Here is a 22,003-nt window from a genome sequence, read left to right on the forward strand (position 1 = left end):
ATAAATCATTTCTATATGACAAGTAAAACTCATAAATTCTTTCATTGAGCAGAACATGACTAAACAAGGCCTTTCTTTTTTAGACCGGAACCTAACGCTATGGATTTTTATTGCTATGGGTTTAGGTGTGGCAATAGGTGTTTTCTTTCCTCAAGCCTCGGTTTCTTTGAATCAACTTAGTGTAGATAACGTCAATATTCCGATTGCAATTGGTTTAATTTTAATGATGTATCCACCTTTGGCAAAGGTAGATTACGCAGCTTTACCGGAAGTATTTAAAGATAAAAAAACGTTGGCTTTGTCTTTAGTACAAAACTGGTTAATTGCTCCAATTTTGATGTTTGCTTTAGCGATTATTTTTCTTCATAACTATCCGGAATATATGACAGGTCTAATCCTGATAGGCTTGGCACGATGTATTGCAATGGTATTGGTCTGGAACGGTTTGGCATGTGGGGATAACCAATATGTTGCTGCTTTAGTTGCATTTAACAGTATTTTTCAAATTTTATTCTTTAGTACTTATGCATGGCTTTTCTTAACTTTCTTGCCGCCATATTTTGGTGTGGCGGGTCAAGTCATTGATGTGAATTTCTGGACCATTACCCATGCTGTATTGGTGTATTTAGGTATTCCATTTTTAATGGGTTTCCTCACGCGGCTCATTTTAGTGAAAGTAAAAGGATTAGATTGGTATCAAACTAAATTTTTGCCAAAAATTAGTCCAATTAGTTTGATTGCATTACTTTTTACCATTGTAGCTATGTTTAGTCTTAAAGGTGGTGATGTGGTGAGCTTACCTTTAGATGTATTACGAATTGCGATTCCACTGACGATTTACTTTGTGGTGATGTTCTTCATTAGCTTCTTTATGAGTAAGCGTATGGGGAATAACTATCCACGTACCACTGCCATTTCATTTACCGCTGCGGGTAACAACTTTGAGCTCTCTTTAGCCGTTGCGATTGCTACTTTTGGTTTAGCATCACCTGTAGCATTTACCACTGTGATAGGACCATTGGTCGAGGTTCCGGTTTTAATTTCACTCGTTTCAGTTTCTCTTTGGCTAAAGAAAAAGTATTTCTCCCATGAACAGTCTTAACAATGATTTATCCAATGTAGCGTTAAATCTTTTAGATAAGCCTACCTTTGAACAAGTGCAAGCACAGCAACTTGAACATCCACCACGCATTTTATTGCTATATGGTTCTAATCGTGAGCGTTCTTATAGCCGTTTTGCTGTGTTGACGGCTGGACGAATTCTTGAATATTTAGGTGCCGAGGTTAAAATCTTTCATCCTAAAGGTTTACCTTTACCAGAAGATGCAGAAACAGACCATCCAAAAGTTCAAGAATTACATGAACTTTTGGCTTGGGCAGAAGGAATGGTTTGGTGTTCACCAGAACGTCATGGTGCAATGAGTTCGATTTTAAAAGCTCAGATTGATTGGATTCCCTTAGCTGGTGGAGCAATTCGTGCAACACAAGGTAAAACCTTAGCAGTTATGCAAGTTAGTGGAGGTTCTCAATCTTTCAATGCTGTGAATCAAATGCGCATTTTAGGGCGCTGGATGCGTATGATTACCATCCCAAATCAGTCCTCAGTTGCTAAAGCTTTTTTAGAGTTTGAAGAAGATGGAAGTATGAAACCATCCTCTTACTATGACCGAATTGTCGATGTAATGGAGGAACTCTATAAGTTCACTTTATTAACACGTGGACAAAAACAATATCTGACAGATCGCTATTCGGAACGTAAAGAATCGGCAGAAGAGTTATCAAAACGAGTGAACCAAAAATAGACTGTTTTACTCAATAAAAAGTGCTCCGATAGGGGCATTTTTTATTGAGTAATTTTTTGCTTACGTAATTGTTGGTAATAATTTTTGTAATAAATTAATAAAGTTTGAAACTTTGGCTGAATTTTCATTTTCTCTTGTAATCAAGTAAAGAGGAGCATTAAGTTTTATTGAACTATCAAATTCGCGATAAACAATTTCATGGTCCCAGAAGTTATGCATTGAGGCTGGTACAATAGTGATGCCAATTCCAGCAGCAACTAAATTTAATGTTGCGGTAGGTCGAGGCGCTTCCTGAATAATACGTGGGCTAAAACCCGCTTGATAACAACTGTATAAAATATTGTCATATAAACCCTGCCCTGAAGAGCGACGGTATAAAACAAAATTTTCATTTGATAAGTCACTTGAACTAATTTTTTCTTTTTGTGTAAGTGGATGTCCTGTAGGTAATGCCACCATCATTGGCTCATCTAATATATGAAGATGTTTTAACCCAATATCACGACTAATCGGGGCTCTTAAAAAGGCGATATCAAGTTTTTCCGAGATTAACCGATCTAATTGCTTTTGGCTGCCTGCTTCTTCAAGTTTGGTTTGTACCTTTGGGTATATTTCCCGATAGGAGCGCAATACTAATGAAATCAGTGGATGCAAGCCTGCAGAACTTGTAAAACCAATATTGAGTTGTCCTGTTTTACCTTGGCTGACATCTTGAACTAATTTAGGAATATGTTTGGCATGCTCTAATAAAATTTGTGCTTCTTTAAATAGTGCTAAGCCTGCTTCAGTCGGTTCAATTCCCCGTGGTTGGCGAACAAGTAATTGCGTACCGAGTTCTTCTTCAAGTTTTTTGAGTAAACGCGTTAAAGGCGGCTGTTGAATAAACAAACGGTTTGCCGCGTGAGTGATGTTTCTTTCTTCAACAACCACAACAAAGGCATGAAGCTTGTGCAAATCTAGCATAGGAATACCTTTAGGGTATGGTTAAAGAAAATAAAAGCATTTGTAGATATGTCATAAAAGTATCATTCTATCTTGGTCAGATAAAGTGAAAAGTAACGAAAATGAACCATGTTGAGATTGCCGTGCAGAAGGAGAGTGTACCGAGCTGCACAGAACTATTTTTAGGTTTTTTAACATTAGGTTTAATTGGATTTGGCGGCGTGTTGCCTTTAGCACGAAAAGTCGTTGTAGAACAACGACAGTGGCTAAGTCCTGAAAAATTCACTGAGTTACTTGGTCTGTGTCAATTTTTACCGGGTGGCAATATTATTAATTTATCTGTTGCGATTGGCATGGAGTTCCGTGGTGTTCGTGGCGCCGTGAGCTCACTGATTGGCTTAATCTTTGCACCGACGGTAATTGTTGTACTTTTACATTATGTCTATGAGCAGTTCCAAGACAACCTCATGGTTAAGCATCTTTTTGAAGGATTGGCAGCTGCTGCTGCTGGGCTACTGGTTGCAACAGGGTTGAAAATGCTTAAGCCTTTATTACGTAATCCATTAGCGATGTGTGTAGTTGTAGTGGCAATTGTCAGCATCGCTTTTCTGAAAATCTCTTTACTTGCGACCATGCTGGTTTTGTTGTCATTTTATTCAGCTGTTATTTGGAGACGTGTGTAATGGGCGCAGTTCTACTTACTTTAGCTATTATTTTTACTCAGTTATCACTTATTGCTTTTGGTGGCGGAAATACGATATTGCCTGAAATGCAACGTCAAGTCGTTGATATTCATCACTGGATGACTGCACAAGAATTTAGTGCCTTATTTGCAATAGCTCAAGCAGCACCCGGACCTAATATGATGATTGTGCCGCTCGTTGGTTGGCATGTAGCAGGGCTATCGGGTTTGCTTGTGACATCAACCGCCAAATTTCTACCCTCATCTATTATTACTGTATTTGTAATGAGAGGTTGGTCAAAATTTAAAGATAAGAAGTGGCGCCGTGTTTTACAGCTTGCATTACAACCTGTCACAGTTGGAACGGTACTTGCCAGTGCGTGGATTATTTCTGAGGCGGCTGCAATCAACACTTTACTCATTATTATGGTTATCGTTGCAACGTTATTGTCTTTAATTAAAAAAGTTCACCCATTACATGTCTTGATTGCAGGCGCTGTATTTGGTGTTGTTCTACTCTAGTTTAACCAGTTTGCCGACCTGCGCTGGATGAGTTCAGGTTGGTTTTTTTATTTAAGTAAATAAGATTAAAATCTAGAAAACCGATTGAATCTATAAAAACATACTGTTTTACCTATTCTATGTTTTAACGTACTATGCATCTATTGAAAGAATTTGGATGCATTGGAGTAAAAACAGATGTTAGATCAAAACATTAAAACTCAATTAAAAGCTTACTTAGAACGTTTAGAAAGTCCAATCGAATTAGTTGCTGCTTTGGATGAATCAGATAAAGCAGCTCAAATTAAAGAACTAGTTACCGAAATTACTGAACTTTCTGACAAAGTAACGGCCCGTTTTGATGGCAACAATACACGTCGTCCAAGCTTTGGTGTGGCTAAAGCAGGTGAACAACCTCGTGTGTTCTTTGCTGGTTTACCGATGGGCCATGAGTTTACATCTTTGATCTTGGCACTGTTACAAGTGTCTGGCTATGCTCCTAAAGTGTCTGATGAAGTACTTAACCAGATTAAAGGTTTAAACCTCAAAGCAAACTTTGATGTGTTTGTATCATTAAGCTGTCATAACTGTCCGGACGTGGTACAGGCGCTTAACCTGATTGCGATTTATAACCCGAACACAACGGCAACCATGATCGATGGTTCATTCTTCCAAGACGAAGTTGAACAACGCAAAATCATGGCGGTTCCAATGGTGTTCCAAGACAATGAGCACATTGGTCAGGGTCGTATGACGCTTGAAGAAATCGTAGCAAAACTCGACACCAACTCTGCTGAAAAAGATGCAGCGGCGCTTAATGCCAAAGATGCGTTTGATGTGTTAGTAATTGGTGGTGGGCCTGCAGGTGCAACTGCTGCTATTTATGCAGCACGTAAAGGCATTAACACAGGTATCGTGGCTGAACGCTTCGGTGGTCAGGTCATGGATACCATGGACATTGAAAACTTCACTTCTGTGCAAAAAACTCAAGGTCCTAAATTTGCTGCTGAAATGGAAGCACATGTCCGTGAATACGATGTTGATATCATGAACCTGCAACGTGTCAGCAAAATCACAGGTGCAAACCAAACCGCAAATGGTCTGGTTGAAGTTGAACTTGAAAACGGCGCAAAGCTTGAATCGAAAACAGTGATCCTTTCAACAGGTGCACGTTGGAGAGAAATGAATGTACCGGGTGAACAAGAGTATCGTACCCGTGGTGTCGCGTACTGCCCACACTGTGATGGCCCGTTATTCAAAGGCAAACGTGTTGCCGTGATTGGTGGCGGTAACTCGGGTGTTGAAGCTGCGATTGACCTTGCGGGAATTGTTGAGCATGTCACTCTGGTAGAGTTCGACACCAAACTACGTGCAGACCAAGTGTTGCAAAACAAACTGCATAGCTTGCCAAACACAACTGTGATTATGAATGCCTTAAGTACGGAAGTGTTAGGTGACGGATCACAAGTAACTGGTCTTAAATATAAAGATCGTGCGACCGAAGAAGAACATGTGGTTGAGCTTGCAGGGATCTTTGTACAGATTGGTTTATTGCCAAATACTGACTTCTTGAAAGACAGTGAGCTTGAGTTAACCAATCGTGGCGAGATCATTGTAAATGACCGCAACGAAACCAATGTAAAGGGTGTATTTGCTGCGGGTGACTGTACTACGGTTCCGTACAAACAAATCATTATTGCTACAGGTGAAGGCGCGAAAGCATCACTCTCTGCGTTTGATTACATCATCCGTTCTGGGCAATAAGATTTAAACCCAGAAACAAAAAAGCCAAAGATCATTCTTTGGCTTTTTTTATTTTATGGTTTATATAAACCGTGCTCGACTAAATGCTCTCGTAAAATACGACGCAGTTCTAATACAGCTTGCGGCGTTAACTGAATTGAATGTCCACCTGGAAGAACCTTCTCAGATTTGGCACCCTCTAAGTGAGCACTTTTATACGGAACAATACCATCCGTAATTACGTTTGGATCATCGCTCTTGGTGATATTTCCCATAATTGAGTGAAAAACTAAGCCTTTATGAGGATTAATATTTTCTGTAAGCTCCATAAATTTGGACTGATGACTCAAATCGCTTGGACCATTTTGAATCAAACCACTATCAATATTACTCAAAAAATCTTTAACATCTAAATTTTCGGTTGTGAGTGAAGTTGCTACAGCTGATAAAAAAGCACCAGGTAGGCGAATAACTTTACGCGCTGCTAATGTAAACCAGCGATCTGCATAATCTGTACCTCGATGAGGGGAAGCCAAGAAAATTGCACGATCAAAATTATTGATTGAATGCATTTGCAATCGTTCAGTAACCATTGGATGTTTCTTAAAGCGGTTTTGTTGACGTGTCGTCATTAGCTCTAAAGCAGGCTTGGTAATATCTCCATCACTTACCAGTAAACGGCTAATAATACCTCCCATACTATGTCCAACCAGTACGGCATCATGTGCAGCAGGATCATTAGCGTTCAAAGAACCAAAAGCTTGCTTAAGAAGAGCATAAGTTTGGAAACGGCTTTCCAAAATCGGCATGTTGGTTGAATAGAAAACTTGCCAAACTTGATAATTATCTCTTAAAACCGTATCGCCCATAACATCATTAGTCAGTGCAATCCATGCCTCAGGACTACTTGCGAGCCCATGGACTAATACAATAATTTTCTTATTTGGGTTGTATGGTTCAAGCATATATAGGTGTGGCATGGTTAAGTGCTGATCACGATCAATCAGACTTAAATAAGCCGCGACACCTAAATTATTTTCAGCTAACCATAGGCCGTAAGGCGCGGAAAAGTTGGCCGCTAGAGGATATTGTTTTCCTGCTACACTAATATTATCGGTCCGGTATGGATCGTAAACCCGAATCACGAATTCAGGATTATTAATAATTTCTTCAACAGTGGTCGCATGTTTTGGTTCAGCTACAATAGTTGCAGCCAAATAACGTGCATGATGAATATTTGGATTAACACCATTTTTATAATTGTATTTAAGCGGGTCTAAAATATATTCATTAATATCTTCTTTTCCTGAACTCGGAAAAACCGCTACAAATTCAGATCCAAAACCATCACGACGGTTAATGGTTCTTAACCCTGAAAAATTTAAATTATAACTAGAAATTAACTTTTCTAATTTTTGCCCAGCAAGCTGCTGATGAAATTCGAAATCAATCGAATAGACACTTTTACCAATATGTATTTGAGGTTCAACACCATTTTTTTTAGGGTAGCGTAAATCATAAACACTCACCATTTTTGCGATGGCTTGATTATAAAAGTCCCGAATTTGAACTTGTCTATTATCAAAAATACGGTCATTAGGCTGACGTTTTGTTGAGAATAGGTAGGCATAGCTGTAACGAATACTTTTATCCAGTAAATTCAATTGCTGGTCTAGGCAATCATCATATTTACTTTGAATATTCGTTTGTTCTTCTTCAGACTTATGTTTAGTAAATCTACTAATTTTACAATTAGATGAATCTGACAAAGCCATTGCTTTTGCCAAATACATTTCACTTGCAGCTGATAAGAACTGTTCATCTAAAATTTGAGGAAGTTTTTTGAGTTGATTTACACAGTTATCAGGTGTGTCAGTACAAACTTTAGCTTCCTGACCAGACATTGATAAAACATTCAGACTTGCTTCGCTGAGTTTATCTTGCGTAAGAATACTATTACGTTCATTTGCAATAGTTACATTCAAAGCTTGCTGTTTAACATTAACGACCTGACAACCACTCAGAATTGAACCGAGTAGTATGACCGTCAATACTGTTTTGCTTCTTTTTATTGAAAACATTATGGTCAAAATTTAGTGGCTCAATGGTAGGTAGATCATACAAATTTTAAAATATTTTTCAAATGATCAAATAAAAAAAGGGCTGTCAAAACAGCCCTTTTTTATCTAATTACGCTTATTTTTGAGGTGTTGTGCTAGGAGTAGTGGCAGACATTGCAGGGTTAGTTAAAACTTGCCATACATTCCAACGACCTTGTTTTTCAATTTCTTGAATTAAACGATCAGCAATTTCCGATTCATCTGGATATTTAACTTTATAATTCTTAAGCGTCTGGATCGCATTTTTCTTTTGCTCCATCGCAATATAGTTATTTGCAGCAGCTAAATATGCTTCTTGAACATTACCTTTAATTGCTTTATCTAAATATGGAATGGCTTCGCGTTGACCACCACCTTCAGATAAACCAAAACCGAACCAGAAGTTTGCTTCCGCGTCATCTGGATTAATTTTTAAAAGTCTTTGAGCATATTCTAAAGATCTAGTGGTATGAGCAGTACCTAAATCAAGGTTACGTGCAAGAACACTTGCTTTAAAAGCGCGAAGTAAAATATCAAATGATGCATTTGGGTTTGCAGCAAGTGTATCGAGTTGCTGTGTTACTTCTTTAAGTTTACTTTCGAAGCCTTTACGTTCTTGGCGGTCAGTAAAGCGAGGTGGATAGTGACGTGCTTTGCCTTCCACTAACTGTAAGAAGTCATCAATGCTCGTAACATCAATTTCATTCTCGCCAGCTAAAACTGCATATTTCATTGAACGCTGTGTGTTATTTACAGTCGGAACAATCAGTTTATTGGTGTCGAGAGTAAGCTGTTTGGTTGGGTCATCTTGACGATTAACCACCATTTTCGTTACCGGCTGTGCAGCAGCTTCTTTTAACGCAACTTCAAATGCTGGCGGTTTATCATAGTTAAAAGGATTTAGTGCATAAAAAGGAGGAGTAAGCTCTGGTTCCTTGAAAACAAAAGGCTCAATTTTTTGTTGTTTTACAGGTGCCATTGTACAAGCTGTTAAACTTGAGGTCGCAAGGATGATATATGCCAAAGGCTTAAAATTCATAGGATCTTCCGTTCATTTTAGTAAAGTCAGATTTGGTAGTGGTAAGTCTAGGAAAAGCTAAACCGACATGCAAGAGTAAGCGTGTTACATTATGAATCAAGAATATTACGTTTTTGATATCTTGTTTTGTGCGCCACATTCACGACGCACTTCTTCAAGAATTTTTAGCTCTTCATCACTAAAAGGTTGTTCATCTTGGCTTTCTTTTTTGAAGCTAGGGTCTAGCTCGGATAAACGCTGGCATAAATTATTCATACGCGTTTCATTGTTCTGAATACGATCAAGCAAAACGCGCATACCTTCTAAAATAGGGTCTGACTGATCAGCAGTTGTCGCATATGGGGCAAAACCAATACTTTGTGCATAATCACGGCGACGTTCTTCATCTTTATCTTGGTTCTTGTCGGTATCTTTATAGATATAGCGAGCAGGGTTTCCAACAGCAGTTACACCAGCAGGAACAGCTTTAGTCACTACAGCATTTGAACCGACTTTAGCACCTTTACCTACCGTAAATGGGCCCAAAATTTTCGCGCCAGCACCAACCACCACACCATCTTCTAAAGTTGGGTGACGTTTGCCGGTCTTCCATGTTGTACCGCCTAAGGTAACACCATGATAAAGCGTAACATCATCGCCAATTTCAGCAGTTTCACCAATCACAACACCCATACCATGATCAATAAAAAAACGCTTACCGATTTTAGCACCCGGATGAATTTCGATTCCTGTGGCAAAACGGCTAAATGAAGAAAGTAGGCGAGCTGCACCTTTACAATCTTTTTGCCATAATTCATGTGCAACACGATGCATCATAATTGCATGAATGCCAGGATAAGTCGTAAGAACTTCGAGTGTATTGCGGGCAGCAGGATCTCGCGCAAATACAGCCTTTATATCTTCTTTAAGCTGCTTAAGCATTGGGTTGATCCTCCTTGTCAGATAATGCTTTTTTCCATTTACCACTGGTTAGAGCTTGTACACGACTAAAAATACCGCGAAGTAAATGATATTCCATACGATCTAATTGTATACGACCAAACAGACGACGCAAGCGTAAAGGCAATAAACGTGGATTCTCTGGGTCTAAAAATTCAATTTCAGTCAGCATTTTTTCTAAATGAGGATAAAACTCTTCCATTTGTTGCTGAGTAACCAAAGGTTCATCCCATTGCATGCTTTGGCCTTGCACTAATGGCATTTCATCTACATTCTGATCGACTTTATCTTGTTCCAGAGCAGACATTCGAAGCTCATAACATACAACTTGAATTGCTTGCGCTACATTCAACACGCCATAGTCCGGATTTACAGGAATCGTTAAATGGTAATTTGCCAGTGCTAATTCTTCGTTAGTTAGACCACGATCTTCGCGGCCAAAAACAATCGCAATTTGTTGTCCTTGAGTGGTTGCTTTAATGGCTTCTTTAGCTGCAGGTCGCACATCCAGTAAAGGCCAAGGAATGGTGCGACTACGTGCACTTGTTCCAAAAACCAAATGGCAATCTTTAATCGCATCTTCTAAGGTGTCTACAATCTCAAGATGTTCAAATAAATCTTGGGCACCAGCGGCAAGTGCTTGTATATCTGGATGAGGATATGTTTTGGGTGCTACGAGAACTAATTTAATTAGTCCCATTGTTTTCATGGCACGTAAAGCACTGCCAATATTAGCAGGCAAAGTTGTATTTACCATGACAATACGCACTTGTGCTAATTGTTTTGACACGGTGGTGTGGTCAAACGAACTCATAAGATTTCCAGAAATTACGAATATTGAGAAACTTCGCTTTGGTATAAATCCAATGCATCGTCCATAGACATACCCGCAGGAGGAGAGGCAACAGCATGTGGACGAACAGGATCTTCTGCTTTAGCCGCTTTAGACTTTACTTGATATTCAATGTAAATATTATCTTTACCAAAATAATCTCTGAGCTTAGCAAGTAATTCATCTAGAGGAGCGACTTTCCATTGCGGACCAAACAGAAGCTCGGCTTGAGCATAGGGTTGATCAATCTGTAACTGTAGAGCGATATGTTGATGCATATCTACATTGCAAAATGGCAAGATCATGTTTTGCAGATCTTTTGCCAATGTTGGTTGCATGAACTCTTCTGTTAATTTGATTTGAATACTGTTAGCACGTTTTTGTCGTATTTCATTTAAGGTGAAAGCTTTGGTTAAACGTCCCATTGGACGATCAAAGCCTTCACGCTCATAGATTTCGCCTTCGAAAACTACAACACGTTCCACTTGAACGATATCTTTAAAACGTTGGAAGCGCTCATGATTACAGCTGACTTCAATACGTGCCGTACCATCATCAAGTACAATAACAACTCGGTTCGGGAAGTTTGCCACATCAATGACCAAACCTGCATAAACCGTAGTAACACCACGACGCGTAGCTGTAATTTCATTTAGTTTTACAGGAATAAATGCTTTGAGTTCTTGTCGGTAAACATCAATTGGATGGCCCGTTAAATATAAACCAAGCGTATCTTTTTCGCCTTTTAGACGAACTTCATCACTCCACGGTTTAACAGGCTTAGCTGGTTTACGCTGAACTTCTTCAACTTCACCAAATAAATCCATAATACCGCTTTCACGGTTACTTCGCGCTTGTTCAGCAGCTTGAACAGCTTCAGGCAATTGAGCCATTAAGCTTGCACGTTCAATACCTAGGCAATCGAGTGCACCCGCACGAATTAAAGCTTCAAGAGTACGCTTATTGATTTTCTTTAAATCAATACGGTGGCAAAAATCGAATAGATCTGTATAAGGGCCATATTGTCGACGAGAGTCAATAACTGACTGCATTGCTTGTTCGCCGACGCCTTTAATTGCACCTAAGCCGTAAACAATCGTTTTATCATTACTCGCATGGAAGTGATAAGTCGACATGTTGACCGAGGGCGGTAAGACATCAAGATTATTATTTCGACAGTCATCAATCAAGAATACAACACTGTCTGTGTTTTGCATTTCCGATGTCATTACCGCTGCCATAAATTCAGCAGGGTAATGAGCTTTCAACCATGCTGTATGGTAGGCAACGAGTGCATAAGCAGCGGCGTGAGATTTGTTAAAACCATAGCCTGCAAACTTTTCCATATAGTCAAAGATATGGTTGGCTGTGCTTTCATCAATCCCTTTTTCAGCAGCACCTTCTAGGAAAATTTGGCGTTGCTTAACCATTTCCTCAGGTTTCTTTTTACCCATTGCACGGCGTAATAAGTCTGCGCCGCCTAACGTGTAACCTGCACAGATCTGTGCAGCCTGCATAACTTGTTCCTGATAAACCATAATGCCGTATGTTGGTTCTAATACACCTTCAAGAAGGGGATGAAGATATTCAAAATCTCCACCATGCATACGGTGAATAAAGTCAGGAATCAGGTCCATTGGACCTGGACGATACAATGATACGAACGCAATAATTTCTTCGAATTTGCTTGGGCGTGCTTCTTTAAGCATCCGTTTCATGCCGACGGATTCAAACTGGAATACCGCTGTCGTATTTGCATCGGCAAAGACAGAATATGCTTTAGCGTCGTCTAGAGGAACATGCAAGATATTGAGCTGATCATTACTGTCGCGGTTTTTATTAATATTTTGGATCGCGTCTTCAATAACGGTTAAGTTACGTAAGCCCAAGAAGTCGAATTTGACCAGACCTGCTGCTTCTACATCGTCTTTATCATATTGAGCAACACGGTTCGTCCCATCTGCATCACAAAGTACAGCCGAGAAATCGGTAATTTTACCTGGTGCAATGACTACACCTCCGGCATGTTTACCAGTATTTCGGGTTACACCTTCTAATTTTAATGCCATTTCCCAGATTTCGCTTGCATCGTCGTTATCTGGGTTAGATGGGTTGGTCACAATATCTTTAAGCTGAGGTTCCATATCAATAGCGGTAGCTAAGTCCACACCGAGCGGTTTGGTAGGCACCATTTTTGAAATACGGTCAGCTAAACCGTAAGATTTACCTAATACACGTGCAACATCACGGATTGCACCTTTTGCTGCCATGGTTCCGAAAGTTGCAATTTGTGAAACGGCTTCGCGACCATAAGTACGTGATACATAATCAATGACGCGGTCACGTCCAGCAATACAGAAATCGACGTCAAAGTCAGGCATCGATACACGTTCTGGGTTTAAGAAACGTTCAAAGAGTAGATCGTAACGAAGTGGATCAAGGTCAGTAATTTTTAAGCTATATGCGACTAAAGAACCTGCACCTGAACCACGACCTGGCCCTACAGGAACACCATTATTTTTTGCCCATTGAATAAAGTCCATGACGATGAGGAAGTATCCTGGGAAACCCATTTTCAGGATAATACCGACTTCATAATCAATTCGTTCATCGTAAGGCTTACGAATCTCTGCCCAGTCCTCGCCACGTTTTTCAACAGGGTAAAGATAATTTAAGCGCTCTTCCAAACCTACTTTAGATAAATGTTCAAAATAAGTGTCGATGGTAAAACCATCTGGAATTGGATAGTCAGGTAAAAAGTAAGTACCGAGTTGTAGTTTAACGTTGCAGCGTTTGGCAATATGATAGGTGTTCTCGATAGCACTAGGAATATCGGAAAACAATTCGATCATTTCATCTGAGGTTTTAAAGTGCTGCTCTGGGCTATACGTCCGTGGACGGCGATTATCTGCTAATACATAACCATCAGCGATACAAACACGTGCTTCGTGTGCCTCGAAATCTTCTTTTTCTACAAAGTGCACATCATTATGTGCAACTACACCAACATTATATTGAGCAGCAAGCTTAGCTGCTTCTTGAATAAAGTCTTCTTCACCTGGACGGTCAGTACGTGTTAAAGCAAGATAAACACGGTTACCAAACTTTTCGAGCCATGCTTCTAAAAGGGGAGCAGCTTTTTGAGGGTTAGATGAGCAAAGCATCTGACCAACATCACTATGCTGGCCAAGTAAAACGATAATATCTTGATGCTGTTCAAGTACCCATTCTTTTTGTACACATGGAATACTGAGCTGTTGTCCTTCAATAAAGCCGCGTGAAACGATTTCGGTGAGACTTTTCCACCCAACATCACTCATTGCAAGTAAGGTGACACGATGTTGAGCATCATCAAGGCGAATTGTGCTACCTAAAAGCGGCTTAATTCCTTTTTTTAAACAAGAATTATAAAATTTTACCGCCGCATGGAGGTTAGAGAGATCAGTTAATGCCAACGCAGGCATTTGGTCTTTAACCGCAGCATTGACCAAGTCAGGTATGCGAACTATCGACTCTGTAATCGAAAATTCTGTATAAATACCTAGATGAACAAACTGCATAAACCAATCCTTAATGCGACCACAGCATAGTTTAACACGCAAAGTTAAAAGGAAATGGTTAATATTTTGGCAAACTGTTAAGGATTTTATTATTTAAGAAGAATGAGTTGAACAACTATTGTACAGATTTAATATAAAAGACATTATTTTTATAAAATATGACCAGCTCAAACATCTAGGTTTGAGCTGGTTGAAAAACTTAGTACTGCCAGAACATGCGTTGAATTTCTTTAGCATCGGTAGTCTTGGTAAGAGCTAATGCTGCAAGAAGACGCGCTTTCTGAGGATTTAAATCATGTGCTGCTACCCAGCCATATTTAGAGTCAGGTTGTTCTGCATCACGCACTACAAAACCTTGTGGAACACGTGATGAGCGGATAATTTGAATACCGTTCTTGTCGTGAAGATTTTGTAAAGTTGGTACGATATAGTTCGCAACTGAACCGTTACCAGTACCTGCATGGATAATCGCTTTAGCACCAGCTTTTGCATATGCTTCATAAGCATCTGGAAGCATAGAGTCTGAGCCATAAACGATCTGCACCATTGGAAGTGCATCACCTTTAATATTTTCAATATTAAATTCTGAAGCATTTGTAAAACGTTTTACAGACTGTCTGAACCAGTATGGCTTGCCTTCAACTAATGTACCTAAAGCGCCCCATTGGCTAACAAAAGCATTTGTATGAATGTTAATGCCTTTAGTTACATCACGCGCAGCAAAAATAGAGTCGTTCATAAGAACCATAACGCCTTTATTTTTTGCATCATCAGAAGCAGCTAAAGCAACTGCACTATAAAGGTTAAGTGGGCCATCTGCTGAAAGAGCAGTTGAAGGACGCATTGAACCAACAATAACAATCGGTTTATCAGTGTGAACAACCAGATTTAAGAAAAATGCTGTTTCTTCTAAAGTATCTGTACCGTGAGTAATCACAACACCATTAACAGATGGTTTTTTTACCAGCTCATTTACTTGACGAGCAATTTGTAATAATTCCTTGTCAGTAATACTTTCAGAAGCGACCTGTAATGCCTGAATACCAGTTACATTCGCCAAATCTTTGATTTGTGGAACTGCATTAATTAAGGCATCAACTGGAACTTTCGCAGCAGTGTAAGTTGCACTGTTTGTTGAATTTGCGCCAGCACCTGCGATAGTACCGCCAGTGGCAACAACAACTACATTGTTTTTTGCGTAAAGTGGGAGAGAGCAGGCCAATAAGCCCATCGCTAAACCTAAAGATTTAACAGTTTTAGTCAACATCGAAAATATCCTTATGAAGTGACGAAAGTAAAAAAAGTTTGTCGAATATGTCTGCTTTTCCTAAGCAAAATACATACCATGTAAAACATATTCGTAACTTGCTGAATAAGAAGCATCCCTGAATAGCATTTTGTTTCACCAATAATTACTTAGTCATTGCTTTTATTCAGCGTTAATAAATATCATGAATAAAATAAAAAATCTATTAAGTTTTTCTAATTTATCTCGATTTGTTTGCTTTTTAATATAAAGAAAGCAAATGATTTTTTTATCTTTATAAAATTAAAAAATAATGGGTGTGGTGCGGGTTTTATTTACCATTTGGTACTTATATGGTATTGATTACAAAGTTTATTATTTATAAATAAAATTATATAAATTTTTTAGTAGGGAAACTAAATAATAATTACAATAGTTTAATATAATTAAGTTGTAATAAAATGAATTAAAATTTAATCACTTGATGCTTACTTTTAAGAATATAAATTCTGTTTGGGTGATTTTTATTCTCTTTTTAAGGTTTATTTTAAAAAAATTTAATAGGAGTTAAAAGCTATTATTTGGTTCATTATTTAATATGAAAATACAGATAAATTTTTATTGTTTAATTTTAGAATAAAAAGAAGAGCAATTTTATAAGGTCATATAAAATTGCTCTTAAGTTGGGAGAGTGGGAGAAAAGAGAAACTTAAGCGGTCGTTTGTTCTTGAGTTGATTTAATTAATACAGGCTCTGGTAGCTCTTCAGTGTCAGCTACTTTATCACCTTCAAGTTTAGCAACTACGGCAGTAGCAATACTGTTACCTACTACGTTTGTTGCAGTACGACCCATATCAAGGAACTGATCGATACCAAGCAATAAGAGAATGCCTGCTTCAGGTAAATGGAACATGGTAAGTGTTGCTGAAATAACGACGATAGAAGCTCGTGATACACCCGCAATACCTTTACTTGTCACCATAAGCGTTAACAGAATTAAGATTTGTTGAGTGAAGCTAAGATCAATGTTGTAAGCTTGAGCAATAAACAGTACTGCAAACGTGGTGTACATCATTGAACCATCTAGGTTGAATGAATAACCCAAAGGTAATACAAAGCTAGTCACTTTTTTAGGTACACCAAATTTATTTAGTGCATCCATTACTTTAGGGTAGGCAGATTCACTTGAAGCTGTAGCAAAAGCAAGCGTTACAGGTTCGCGAATTAATTTGCCTAGGCGTAAAATATCTTTTTTAAGTACGATTGCACCAACAGAGAACAAAATAATCCAAAGCAACAGAAGACCAAAATAGAACTCTGCGATTAAAATACCGTAGTCAACAATCAAGCCTAAACCTTGTACCGTAATTGCTGAAGCGATTGCAGCAAATACTGCAAAAGGTGCGAACATCATGACGTAATCGGTAATACGGAACATGATCTTGCTAAGTTCTTCAGTCAAACGGATAATGACAGAGTCTTTTTCTTTACCTTGATTTACAAAAGCAAGAGCTGAACCAAAGAAGATTGAGAAAACGAGTACTTGGAGGATGTCATTGTTGGCCATTGCTTCTGCAATGCTGCGTGGGAAAACATGGCTTAAGAATGATTGTAGTGTAAAGCCAGTGGTCGCTGGGAGAGAAGCGCCACTAAGTTGTTGAGCTGTTGGTAGTGCTAAGTCTAAAGCTGCACCAGGTTGGAAGAAGTTAGCTAAACCCATACCGATTGCAAGCGATACAAACGAAGCAGTAATAAACCAAGTCATTGACTTAAGTGTAATACTTCCAATTGATGTAGATTTCCCCATTGATACAATGCCTGACACAATTGTGGCAAATACCAATGGAGCAATAATCATTTTGATTAAGCGTAAAAAGATGTCTGAAATGATGCTGAAATAAGAAGCGATTTGCTTCAGTTGTTCACCTTCATTGAAAAAATGGTGACAAATCCAACCTGTCAGTATGCCGAGTAAAATAGCAATAACAATATACTTGAGCAATTTCTTTTGCTTCATATGAACCTCTATCCATTTGATTCAATCATTCTTTGATGGGATTTGAATGATTGAAAGCTTTCCTTGTTAGTTCAGTCCGGTCGTTCTACCGATTTTATCTTCCTAGATATCTGTATCTGTTTAACCGAATCGAATATGGTGGTGTTGTTATGGAAGGGGATTGTTGCTCGATTTTGAAGCAGTGTGAAATGCAAAAATATATTGATCCATGCATTTTTTGCATAATAAAGATTGAGGAAAATGCGAAATTACATACAAATTTAAACGTATGGTAAAAAATATATAAATGAATTTTTAAACTGAATTTATAGATTAAAAGAATTAAATTTCTAATGAAAAGTATTTAATTTCAAATCATTATTTTTGAATTGGTGGGAAAGTGAGAACGTTTTTGATAATTCTTTTTTTTAAGTAATAAAATAGAATTATCAAAAAAGGCATCGTAAATTAGATGCCTTTTTTGATATGCATTTTTTTAACGGCGGTTGGCTAAGAAACGACCTAAACGAGTAATAGCTTCTCGTAATTCATTTTCAGCAGGTAAGAAAACCACGCGGAAATGATCTGGAGTTGGCCAATTAAAGCCCGTACCTTGCACCAATAACACTTTTTCTGCACGTAACAAATCAAGCATTAACTTTTCGTCATCTTCAATTGGATAGATGTTGGGATCGAGGCGAGGGAAACAATACATTGCTCCCTCTGGTTTCACGCAGCTTACCCCTGGAATTTCATTTAGCATTTCCCAAGCAATATTACGCTGTTCGTATAAACGGCCACCCGGACGAATCAAGTCATTGATTGATTGATATCCTCCGAGGGCGGTTTGAATTGCATATTGAGCTTGAACGTTTGCACATAGGCGCATAGATGCCAACATATCTAAACCTTCGATATAGTCAGCAGCACGGCTTTTGTCACCAGTAATTGCCATCCATCCTGAACGGAAACCTGCAATACGATAAGCTTTTGACAAGCCATTAAAAGATACGCATAGCTGGTCACCCGCTAATGACGCCACCGAAACATGTTCAATGCCGTCATAAATAATTTTGTCGTAAATTTCGTCAGCAAATAAAATTAAGTCATGTTTCTTTGCAACTGCGACAATTTGTTCAAGCACATGACGTGGATAGACGGAACCAGTCGGGTTGTTCGGATTAATAATGACAATGCCGCGTGTGTTCGGCGTAATTTTACTTTCAATATCAGCAATATCTGGATACCAGCTATTTTCTTGATCACATTTATAGTGGATTGCTGTACCACCTGAAAGATTAACAGCTGCTGTCCAGAGAGGGTAATCTGGCATCGGAATTAGCATTTCATCGCCATCATCAAGTAAGCCTTGCATCGCCATGACAATAAGTTCAGAAACGCCATTACCGATATACACGTCATTCACGTGCATATTTAGGATGCCTTTTTGTTGGTAATACTGACAAATTGCTTTACGAGCAGGAAAGATACCTTTTGAATCAACATAACCAATTGCATTTGGTAGGTTTAAAGCAACGTCATTAATAATTTCTTGTGGTGCTTCAAAACCAAATGGAGCAGGGTTGCCGATATTTAGCTTGATGATTTTATGTCCTTGCTCTTCCATTTCATTGGCGGCTCGTAATACTGGTCCGCGAATGTCATAACAAACATGCTCAAGCTTCGATGATTTCTTTATTTCTCGAGAAGTTGGCATGGATTGGAGGGTAGCAGTATTTTTAGACATAGCTGGATTCACTTTTGCATATCGGTATAAATAACTTTTAAATGTTTTAACTGTTACCAAATTCAGATCGTGTTGATCTTTTAGCAATTCAACAATTTTTTCATGGGTAAAGCCCGATTGCTGATACTGTTTGATAACTGGTAATAGTTGCTGGAAAAGCACACTTTTTTTCTGAGACATGTTTTGTCCTATACAACCGTGCCAAACAAGAATAGCACCATCTTTGCTTCCTTGGAAGAAAATAAAGCATAATTTTGCTTACTTTTGATTTTGAATTTTGCCTACTTTTTGCTTTCTATTACTTAGATGATTAAATTCCAACAAATTTTACGTTCAGAGACTAGTGTTTTTGTGATGAATGGCGTAAATATAAAAACTCAATCATCAGAAATGTTTACATCAGAATAAAGGTGCATGTCATGGGAAAAGTCAATAAAACAGACCGGGAATGGCAAAGAGAGTTATCACCAGAAGAGTATCGGATTACACGACAAAAGGGCACTGAGCCTGCATTTACGGGGCAATACTGGAATACTAAGCAACATGGTACCTATGTCTGCCGTTGCTGCGGCGCAGAATTGTTCTCATCAGATACTAAATATGACAGTGGTTGTGGTTGGCCTAGCTTCTTTAAACCGATTGAGCCAACTGCAATTGAAGAACATGACGATTTATCGCATGGTATGGTCAGAACAGAAATTGTTTGTCATGATTGCGAAGCCCATTTAGGGCATGTTTTTGAAGATGGACCACAGCCGACTGGTTTGCGCTATTGTGTAAACTCGGCATCATTACAACTGAAATCACAAGAAAAAAATGATGAGGAAACCTATCCATGAGTAATATTTATCAGTTTGAAGCTGAACTGTTAGAGGGTGAAGTTAAGCAATTAGCTGATTACAAAGGTAAAGTTTTACTAATTGTAAATACTGCGAGTAAATGTGGTTTTACACCACAATTTGCTGGCCTTGAAAAACTTTATGAGAAATATAAAGATCAAGGTTTGGAAGTTTTAGGTTTTCCCTGCAACCAGTTTGGGGGGCAAGATCCAGGTAACAATAAAGAAATCGGTACGTTCTGTCAGCGCAACTATGGGGTGAAATTCCCGATGTTTGCAAAAGTTGATGTAAAAGGACCGGAAGCTCATGTGATTTTTAGATATTTAACACGTGAAGCTAAAGGTATTTTAGGTAGTAGCACGATTAAATGGAACTTTACCAAATTTTTGGTGGGAAGAGATGGTGCTGTGTTAAATCGCTATGCTCCTACGACTAAACCAGAAGCTTTAGAAGCTGATATTGAAAAAGCATTAGCAAGTTAATGAATTCAACGAACGCTATTCCCCAAGCTTTTGAGTTTTGGCAAGATGGGCGAATGCCTTATGTTGAAACCAGAAGGTCTTGTTTTAGCCGGACATGTTATAAGTCTCATAGTCATCCAACATTTTCAATTGGAGCTATAGACGAAGGGAATAGCGTTTTTCAAAGCTCATTTGGTACAGCACAAAAGATTTCTGCCGGCACATTAGTCATTGTGCCTGCCCACATTGAACATTCTTGTAACCCACTGCCTGATCAGGCTTGGAGTTACCAGATGCTGCATCTGGATATATCTTGGCTTAATCAATGGTACGCCGAATTTCAAAAAGAGGGCTTTGATTTAAATTTGCCCCAACATAGACCTCTCATTATTAAAGATGAAAATTTATATCAGGCTTTTTCTGATATGAATGAAACTTTATTTGATTCTCAAAAATTAATTCTCGAAAAAGAACAGTCGCTGATCTATTACCTTACACAGTTGTTATTACCTCATTTTATATTAGAAGAAATACAGAAAACTCAATATTTGTATGAAAGCTTTTTGGACTTGATTCATATTATTAAATCATCCGAACGATTTATTTCTTTAGAAGAGCTTGCCCAGCAGGTTGGCCTTAGTCGATATGCAATCATTCGCCTATTTAAAGCCAATGTTGGTTTAACACCCCATGCATTTCAAATTAATTTAAAGATTAATCAGGCCAGAGCACAATTAAAACAAGGCATTCCACTCGCAGAGCTGGCTGTAAATTTAGGCTTTAGTGATCAGAGCCATTTTCATAAAGCTTTCAAAGCCCATACAGGAATCACTCCTCGTCAGTTCCAACTCGTTGCCGCGCAATAATTTACAAGAAATTATTTTTCTCTATTTTTAAGCTATTCCATACTGTTTTACAGATGAAGCCGTTATGGAAGTTTTTTTAGTTATTGCCTTTACCCATTTTTTAGCTTTGTTATCTCCGGGGCCTGACTTCTTTCTGATTCTCACCAGTCTTTTGCAAAAGGGTTCGCGCTATACGTATGGAGTTATTGTGGGAATTACTTTTGGTAATCTCTTGATTTTGATGGCGTGTATGTTTGGATTTGTGTTGCTTGGAAATTTGAGTACGAACATTCTTTTAGTACTTAAATGGCTTGGGGCGGGGTATTTGGTTTATTTGAGCTACCTTTGTTTTAGTGCTGCTCGGTCTGGCACCTTAACTTTTGCTATTGAAAAAAATGGTTTGATGGATCAAGAGCAAAAATACCAGAATAAAATTAAAAGTTTAATGTTAGGAATACAATCTAGTCTTCTTAATCCAAAAAATATCATGTTTTATAGTAGCTTAATGTTGCTCATTCAGCATGACTTTAATCTGCTTCAAAAATTGCTAATGAGTACATGGATGACTGGAGTGGTGCTTACTTGGAACTTATTATTGGTTCGCTTATTGCTTCAAAATCGGGTTCTAGAACAGATTAAACGTTCTGCTAAGGGCTTATATTATTGCTCTAGTTTGGCTTTTATATTTTTCGCAGTACTGCTGGTTATTTATAGTTAATGTAGTGTACAG

At 38.5% G+C, this 22,003-nt stretch carries 18 protein-coding genes; 9 read left to right on the top strand and 9 right to left on the bottom strand.

The window, feature by feature from the left end:
• Positions 1-55 precede the first annotated feature (55 nt).
• Both arsB and arsH read left to right on the top strand, forming a co-directional pair.
• A complete protein-coding gene (gene arsB / locus BMW38_RS01330) occupies positions 56-1,102 on the top strand; it encodes an ACR3 family arsenite efflux transporter (protein WP_092705528.1) in 1,047 nt (348 codons plus the stop codon).
• Positions 1,089-1,802 (top strand): arsenical resistance protein ArsH, encoded by a 714-nt coding sequence (gene arsH, locus BMW38_RS01335; RefSeq protein ID WP_092705529.1) that lies wholly within the window; start codon positions 1,089-1,091, stop codon positions 1,800-1,802. Before arsB ends, arsH begins: the two co-directional genes overlap by 14 nt.
• A gap of 60 nt (positions 1,803-1,862) precedes the next feature.
• On the opposite strand, the gene BMW38_RS01340 is transcribed toward arsH, so the two are convergent.
• Positions 1,863-2,765 carry a LysR family transcriptional regulator gene (locus tag BMW38_RS01340; RefSeq protein WP_092705530.1) on the bottom strand — a complete coding sequence of 301 codons (903 nt, stop codon included), beginning with the start codon at positions 2,763-2,765 and terminating at the stop codon, positions 1,863-1,865.
• Between the two features lie 101 nt (positions 2,766-2,866).
• Here BMW38_RS01340 and BMW38_RS01345 point away from each other — a divergent pair, with 101 nt between their 5' ends.
• The 3 genes from BMW38_RS01345 (at position 2,867) to ahpF (ending at position 5,691) form a co-directional block, all read left to right on the top strand.
• Positions 2,867-3,427 carry a chromate transporter gene (locus tag BMW38_RS01345; protein WP_092705531.1) on the top strand — a complete coding sequence of 187 codons (561 nt, stop codon included), beginning with the start codon at positions 2,867-2,869 and terminating at the stop codon, positions 3,425-3,427.
• Entirely contained in the window at positions 3,427-3,948 is a 522-nt protein-coding gene (locus BMW38_RS01350; protein ID WP_004642525.1) for a chromate transporter, read from the top strand. The genes BMW38_RS01345 and BMW38_RS01350 overlap by 1 nt, the downstream gene beginning before the upstream one ends.
• A 177-nt stretch (positions 3,949-4,125) precedes the next feature.
• Entirely contained in the window at positions 4,126-5,691 is a 1,566-nt protein-coding gene (gene ahpF / locus BMW38_RS01355) for an alkyl hydroperoxide reductase subunit F (RefSeq protein WP_092705532.1), read from the top strand.
• 53 nt (positions 5,692-5,744) lie between these two features.
• Here the strand turns inward: ahpF and BMW38_RS01360 are convergent, their stop codons facing one another.
• The 8 genes from BMW38_RS01360 to BMW38_RS01395 all read right to left on the bottom strand — a co-directional run bounded on the left by BMW38_RS01360 (position 5,745) and on the right by BMW38_RS01395 (position 19,308).
• A complete protein-coding gene (locus tag BMW38_RS01360; protein WP_092705533.1) occupies positions 5,745-7,751 on the bottom strand; it encodes an esterase/lipase family protein in 2,007 nt (668 codons plus the stop codon).
• Between the two features lie 115 nt (positions 7,752-7,866).
• Entirely contained in the window at positions 7,867-8,808 is a 942-nt protein-coding gene (locus BMW38_RS01365) for an ABUW_2363 family tetratricopeptide repeat lipoprotein (RefSeq protein WP_213031075.1), read from the bottom strand.
• A gap of 105 nt (positions 8,809-8,913) precedes the next feature.
• The gene (cysE, locus tag BMW38_RS01370) at positions 8,914-9,729 is read right to left on the bottom strand and encodes a serine O-acetyltransferase (RefSeq protein ID WP_092705534.1); all 816 of its coding nucleotides are present in this window, start codon (positions 9,727-9,729) and stop codon (positions 8,914-8,916) included.
• Positions 9,722-10,561, bottom strand: a complete 840-nt coding sequence (locus BMW38_RS01375) for an RNA methyltransferase (RefSeq protein ID WP_005041281.1) — start codon at positions 10,559-10,561, stop codon at positions 9,722-9,724. Before BMW38_RS01375 ends, cysE begins: the two co-directional genes overlap by 8 nt.
• A gap of 14 nt (positions 10,562-10,575) precedes the next feature.
• Complete coding sequence (dnaE, locus tag BMW38_RS01380; protein WP_092705535.1) at positions 10,576-14,139, bottom strand: DNA polymerase III subunit alpha; 3,564 nt, start codon at positions 14,137-14,139, stop codon at positions 10,576-10,578.
• A gap of 199 nt (positions 14,140-14,338) precedes the next feature.
• Complete coding sequence (locus BMW38_RS01385; protein ID WP_045432880.1) at positions 14,339-15,406, bottom strand: type II asparaginase; 1,068 nt, start codon at positions 15,404-15,406, stop codon at positions 14,339-14,341.
• A 688-nt stretch (positions 15,407-16,094) separates the two neighbouring features.
• Positions 16,095-17,402 carry a dicarboxylate/amino acid:cation symporter gene (locus BMW38_RS01390; protein WP_092705536.1) on the bottom strand — a complete coding sequence of 436 codons (1,308 nt, stop codon included), beginning with the start codon at positions 17,400-17,402 and terminating at the stop codon, positions 16,095-16,097.
• Positions 17,403-17,877: 475 nt separating this feature from the next.
• Positions 17,878-19,308, bottom strand: coding sequence for a pyridoxal phosphate-dependent aminotransferase (locus BMW38_RS01395; protein WP_092705537.1), 1,431 nt, complete (start codon positions 19,306-19,308; stop codon positions 17,878-17,880).
• 239 nt (positions 19,309-19,547) lie between these two features.
• On the opposite strand from BMW38_RS01395, the gene msrB reads away from it, so the two are divergent.
• The 4 genes from msrB to BMW38_RS01415 all read left to right on the top strand — a co-directional run bounded on the left by msrB (position 19,548) and on the right by BMW38_RS01415 (position 21,991).
• On the top strand, positions 19,548-19,967 hold the full coding sequence (gene msrB / locus BMW38_RS01400) for a peptide-methionine (R)-S-oxide reductase MsrB (RefSeq protein WP_004792889.1): 420 nt from the start codon (positions 19,548-19,550) through the stop codon (positions 19,965-19,967).
• Positions 19,964-20,449, top strand: a complete 486-nt coding sequence (locus BMW38_RS01405; RefSeq protein ID WP_003651303.1) for a glutathione peroxidase — start codon at positions 19,964-19,966, stop codon at positions 20,447-20,449. Before msrB ends, BMW38_RS01405 begins: the two co-directional genes overlap by 4 nt.
• On the top strand, positions 20,449-21,294 hold the full coding sequence (locus tag BMW38_RS01410) for an AraC family transcriptional regulator (RefSeq protein WP_092705538.1): 846 nt from the start codon (positions 20,449-20,451) through the stop codon (positions 21,292-21,294). Before BMW38_RS01405 ends, BMW38_RS01410 begins: the two co-directional genes overlap by 1 nt.
• Before the next feature lie 64 nt (positions 21,295-21,358).
• On the top strand, positions 21,359-21,991 hold the full coding sequence (locus tag BMW38_RS01415; RefSeq protein WP_092705539.1) for a LysE family translocator: 633 nt from the start codon (positions 21,359-21,361) through the stop codon (positions 21,989-21,991).
• Positions 21,992-22,003: the final 12 nt, after the last annotated feature.

The organism is Acinetobacter sp. yr461 (genome assembly GCF_900110445.1).
Lineage (GTDB): Bacteria > Pseudomonadota > Gammaproteobacteria > Pseudomonadales > Moraxellaceae > Acinetobacter > Acinetobacter calcoaceticus.

What these genes read in the sequence shown, in the direction of transcription:
- ahpF (WP_092705532.1), top strand. Translation starts at nt 4,126, where the DNA reads ATGTTAGATCAAAACATTAAAACTCAATTAAAAGCTTACTTAGAACGT.
- dnaE (WP_092705535.1), bottom strand. Translation starts at nt 14,139, where the DNA reads ATGCAGTTTGTTCATCTAGGTATTTATACAGAATTTTCGATTACAGAG.
- arsH (WP_092705529.1), top strand. Translation starts at nt 1,089, where the DNA reads ATGAACAGTCTTAACAATGATTTATCCAATGTAGCGTTAAATCTTTTA.
- BMW38_RS01375 (WP_005041281.1), bottom strand. Translation starts at nt 10,561, where the DNA reads ATGAGTTCGTTTGACCACACCACCGTGTCAAAACAATTAGCACAAGTG.
- cysE (WP_092705534.1), bottom strand. Translation starts at nt 9,729, where the DNA reads ATGCTTAAGCAGCTTAAAGAAGATATAAAGGCTGTATTTGCGCGAGAT.
- BMW38_RS01345 (WP_092705531.1), top strand. Translation starts at nt 2,867, where the DNA reads ATGAACCATGTTGAGATTGCCGTGCAGAAGGAGAGTGTACCGAGCTGC.
- BMW38_RS01410 (WP_092705538.1), top strand. Translation starts at nt 20,449, where the DNA reads ATGAATTCAACGAACGCTATTCCCCAAGCTTTTGAGTTTTGGCAAGAT.
- BMW38_RS01365 (WP_213031075.1), bottom strand. Translation starts at nt 8,808, where the DNA reads ATGAATTTTAAGCCTTTGGCATATATCATCCTTGCGACCTCAAGTTTA.
- BMW38_RS01360 (WP_092705533.1), bottom strand. Translation starts at nt 7,751, where the DNA reads ATGTTTTCAATAAAAAGAAGCAAAACAGTATTGACGGTCATACTACTC.
- msrB (WP_004792889.1), top strand. Translation starts at nt 19,548, where the DNA reads ATGGGAAAAGTCAATAAAACAGACCGGGAATGGCAAAGAGAGTTATCA.
- BMW38_RS01385 (WP_045432880.1), bottom strand. Translation starts at nt 15,406, where the DNA reads ATGTTGACTAAAACTGTTAAATCTTTAGGTTTAGCGATGGGCTTATTG.
- BMW38_RS01405 (WP_003651303.1), top strand. Translation starts at nt 19,964, where the DNA reads ATGAGTAATATTTATCAGTTTGAAGCTGAACTGTTAGAGGGTGAAGTT.
- BMW38_RS01415 (WP_092705539.1), top strand. Translation starts at nt 21,359, where the DNA reads ATGGAAGTTTTTTTAGTTATTGCCTTTACCCATTTTTTAGCTTTGTTA.
- BMW38_RS01340 (WP_092705530.1), bottom strand. Translation starts at nt 2,765, where the DNA reads ATGCTAGATTTGCACAAGCTTCATGCCTTTGTTGTGGTTGTTGAAGAA.
- BMW38_RS01350 (WP_004642525.1), top strand. Translation starts at nt 3,427, where the DNA reads ATGGGCGCAGTTCTACTTACTTTAGCTATTATTTTTACTCAGTTATCA.
- arsB (WP_092705528.1), top strand. Translation starts at nt 56, where the DNA reads ATGACTAAACAAGGCCTTTCTTTTTTAGACCGGAACCTAACGCTATGG.
- BMW38_RS01395 (WP_092705537.1), bottom strand. Translation starts at nt 19,308, where the DNA reads ATGTCTCAGAAAAAAAGTGTGCTTTTCCAGCAACTATTACCAGTTATC.
- BMW38_RS01390 (WP_092705536.1), bottom strand. Translation starts at nt 17,402, where the DNA reads ATGAAGCAAAAGAAATTGCTCAAGTATATTGTTATTGCTATTTTACTC.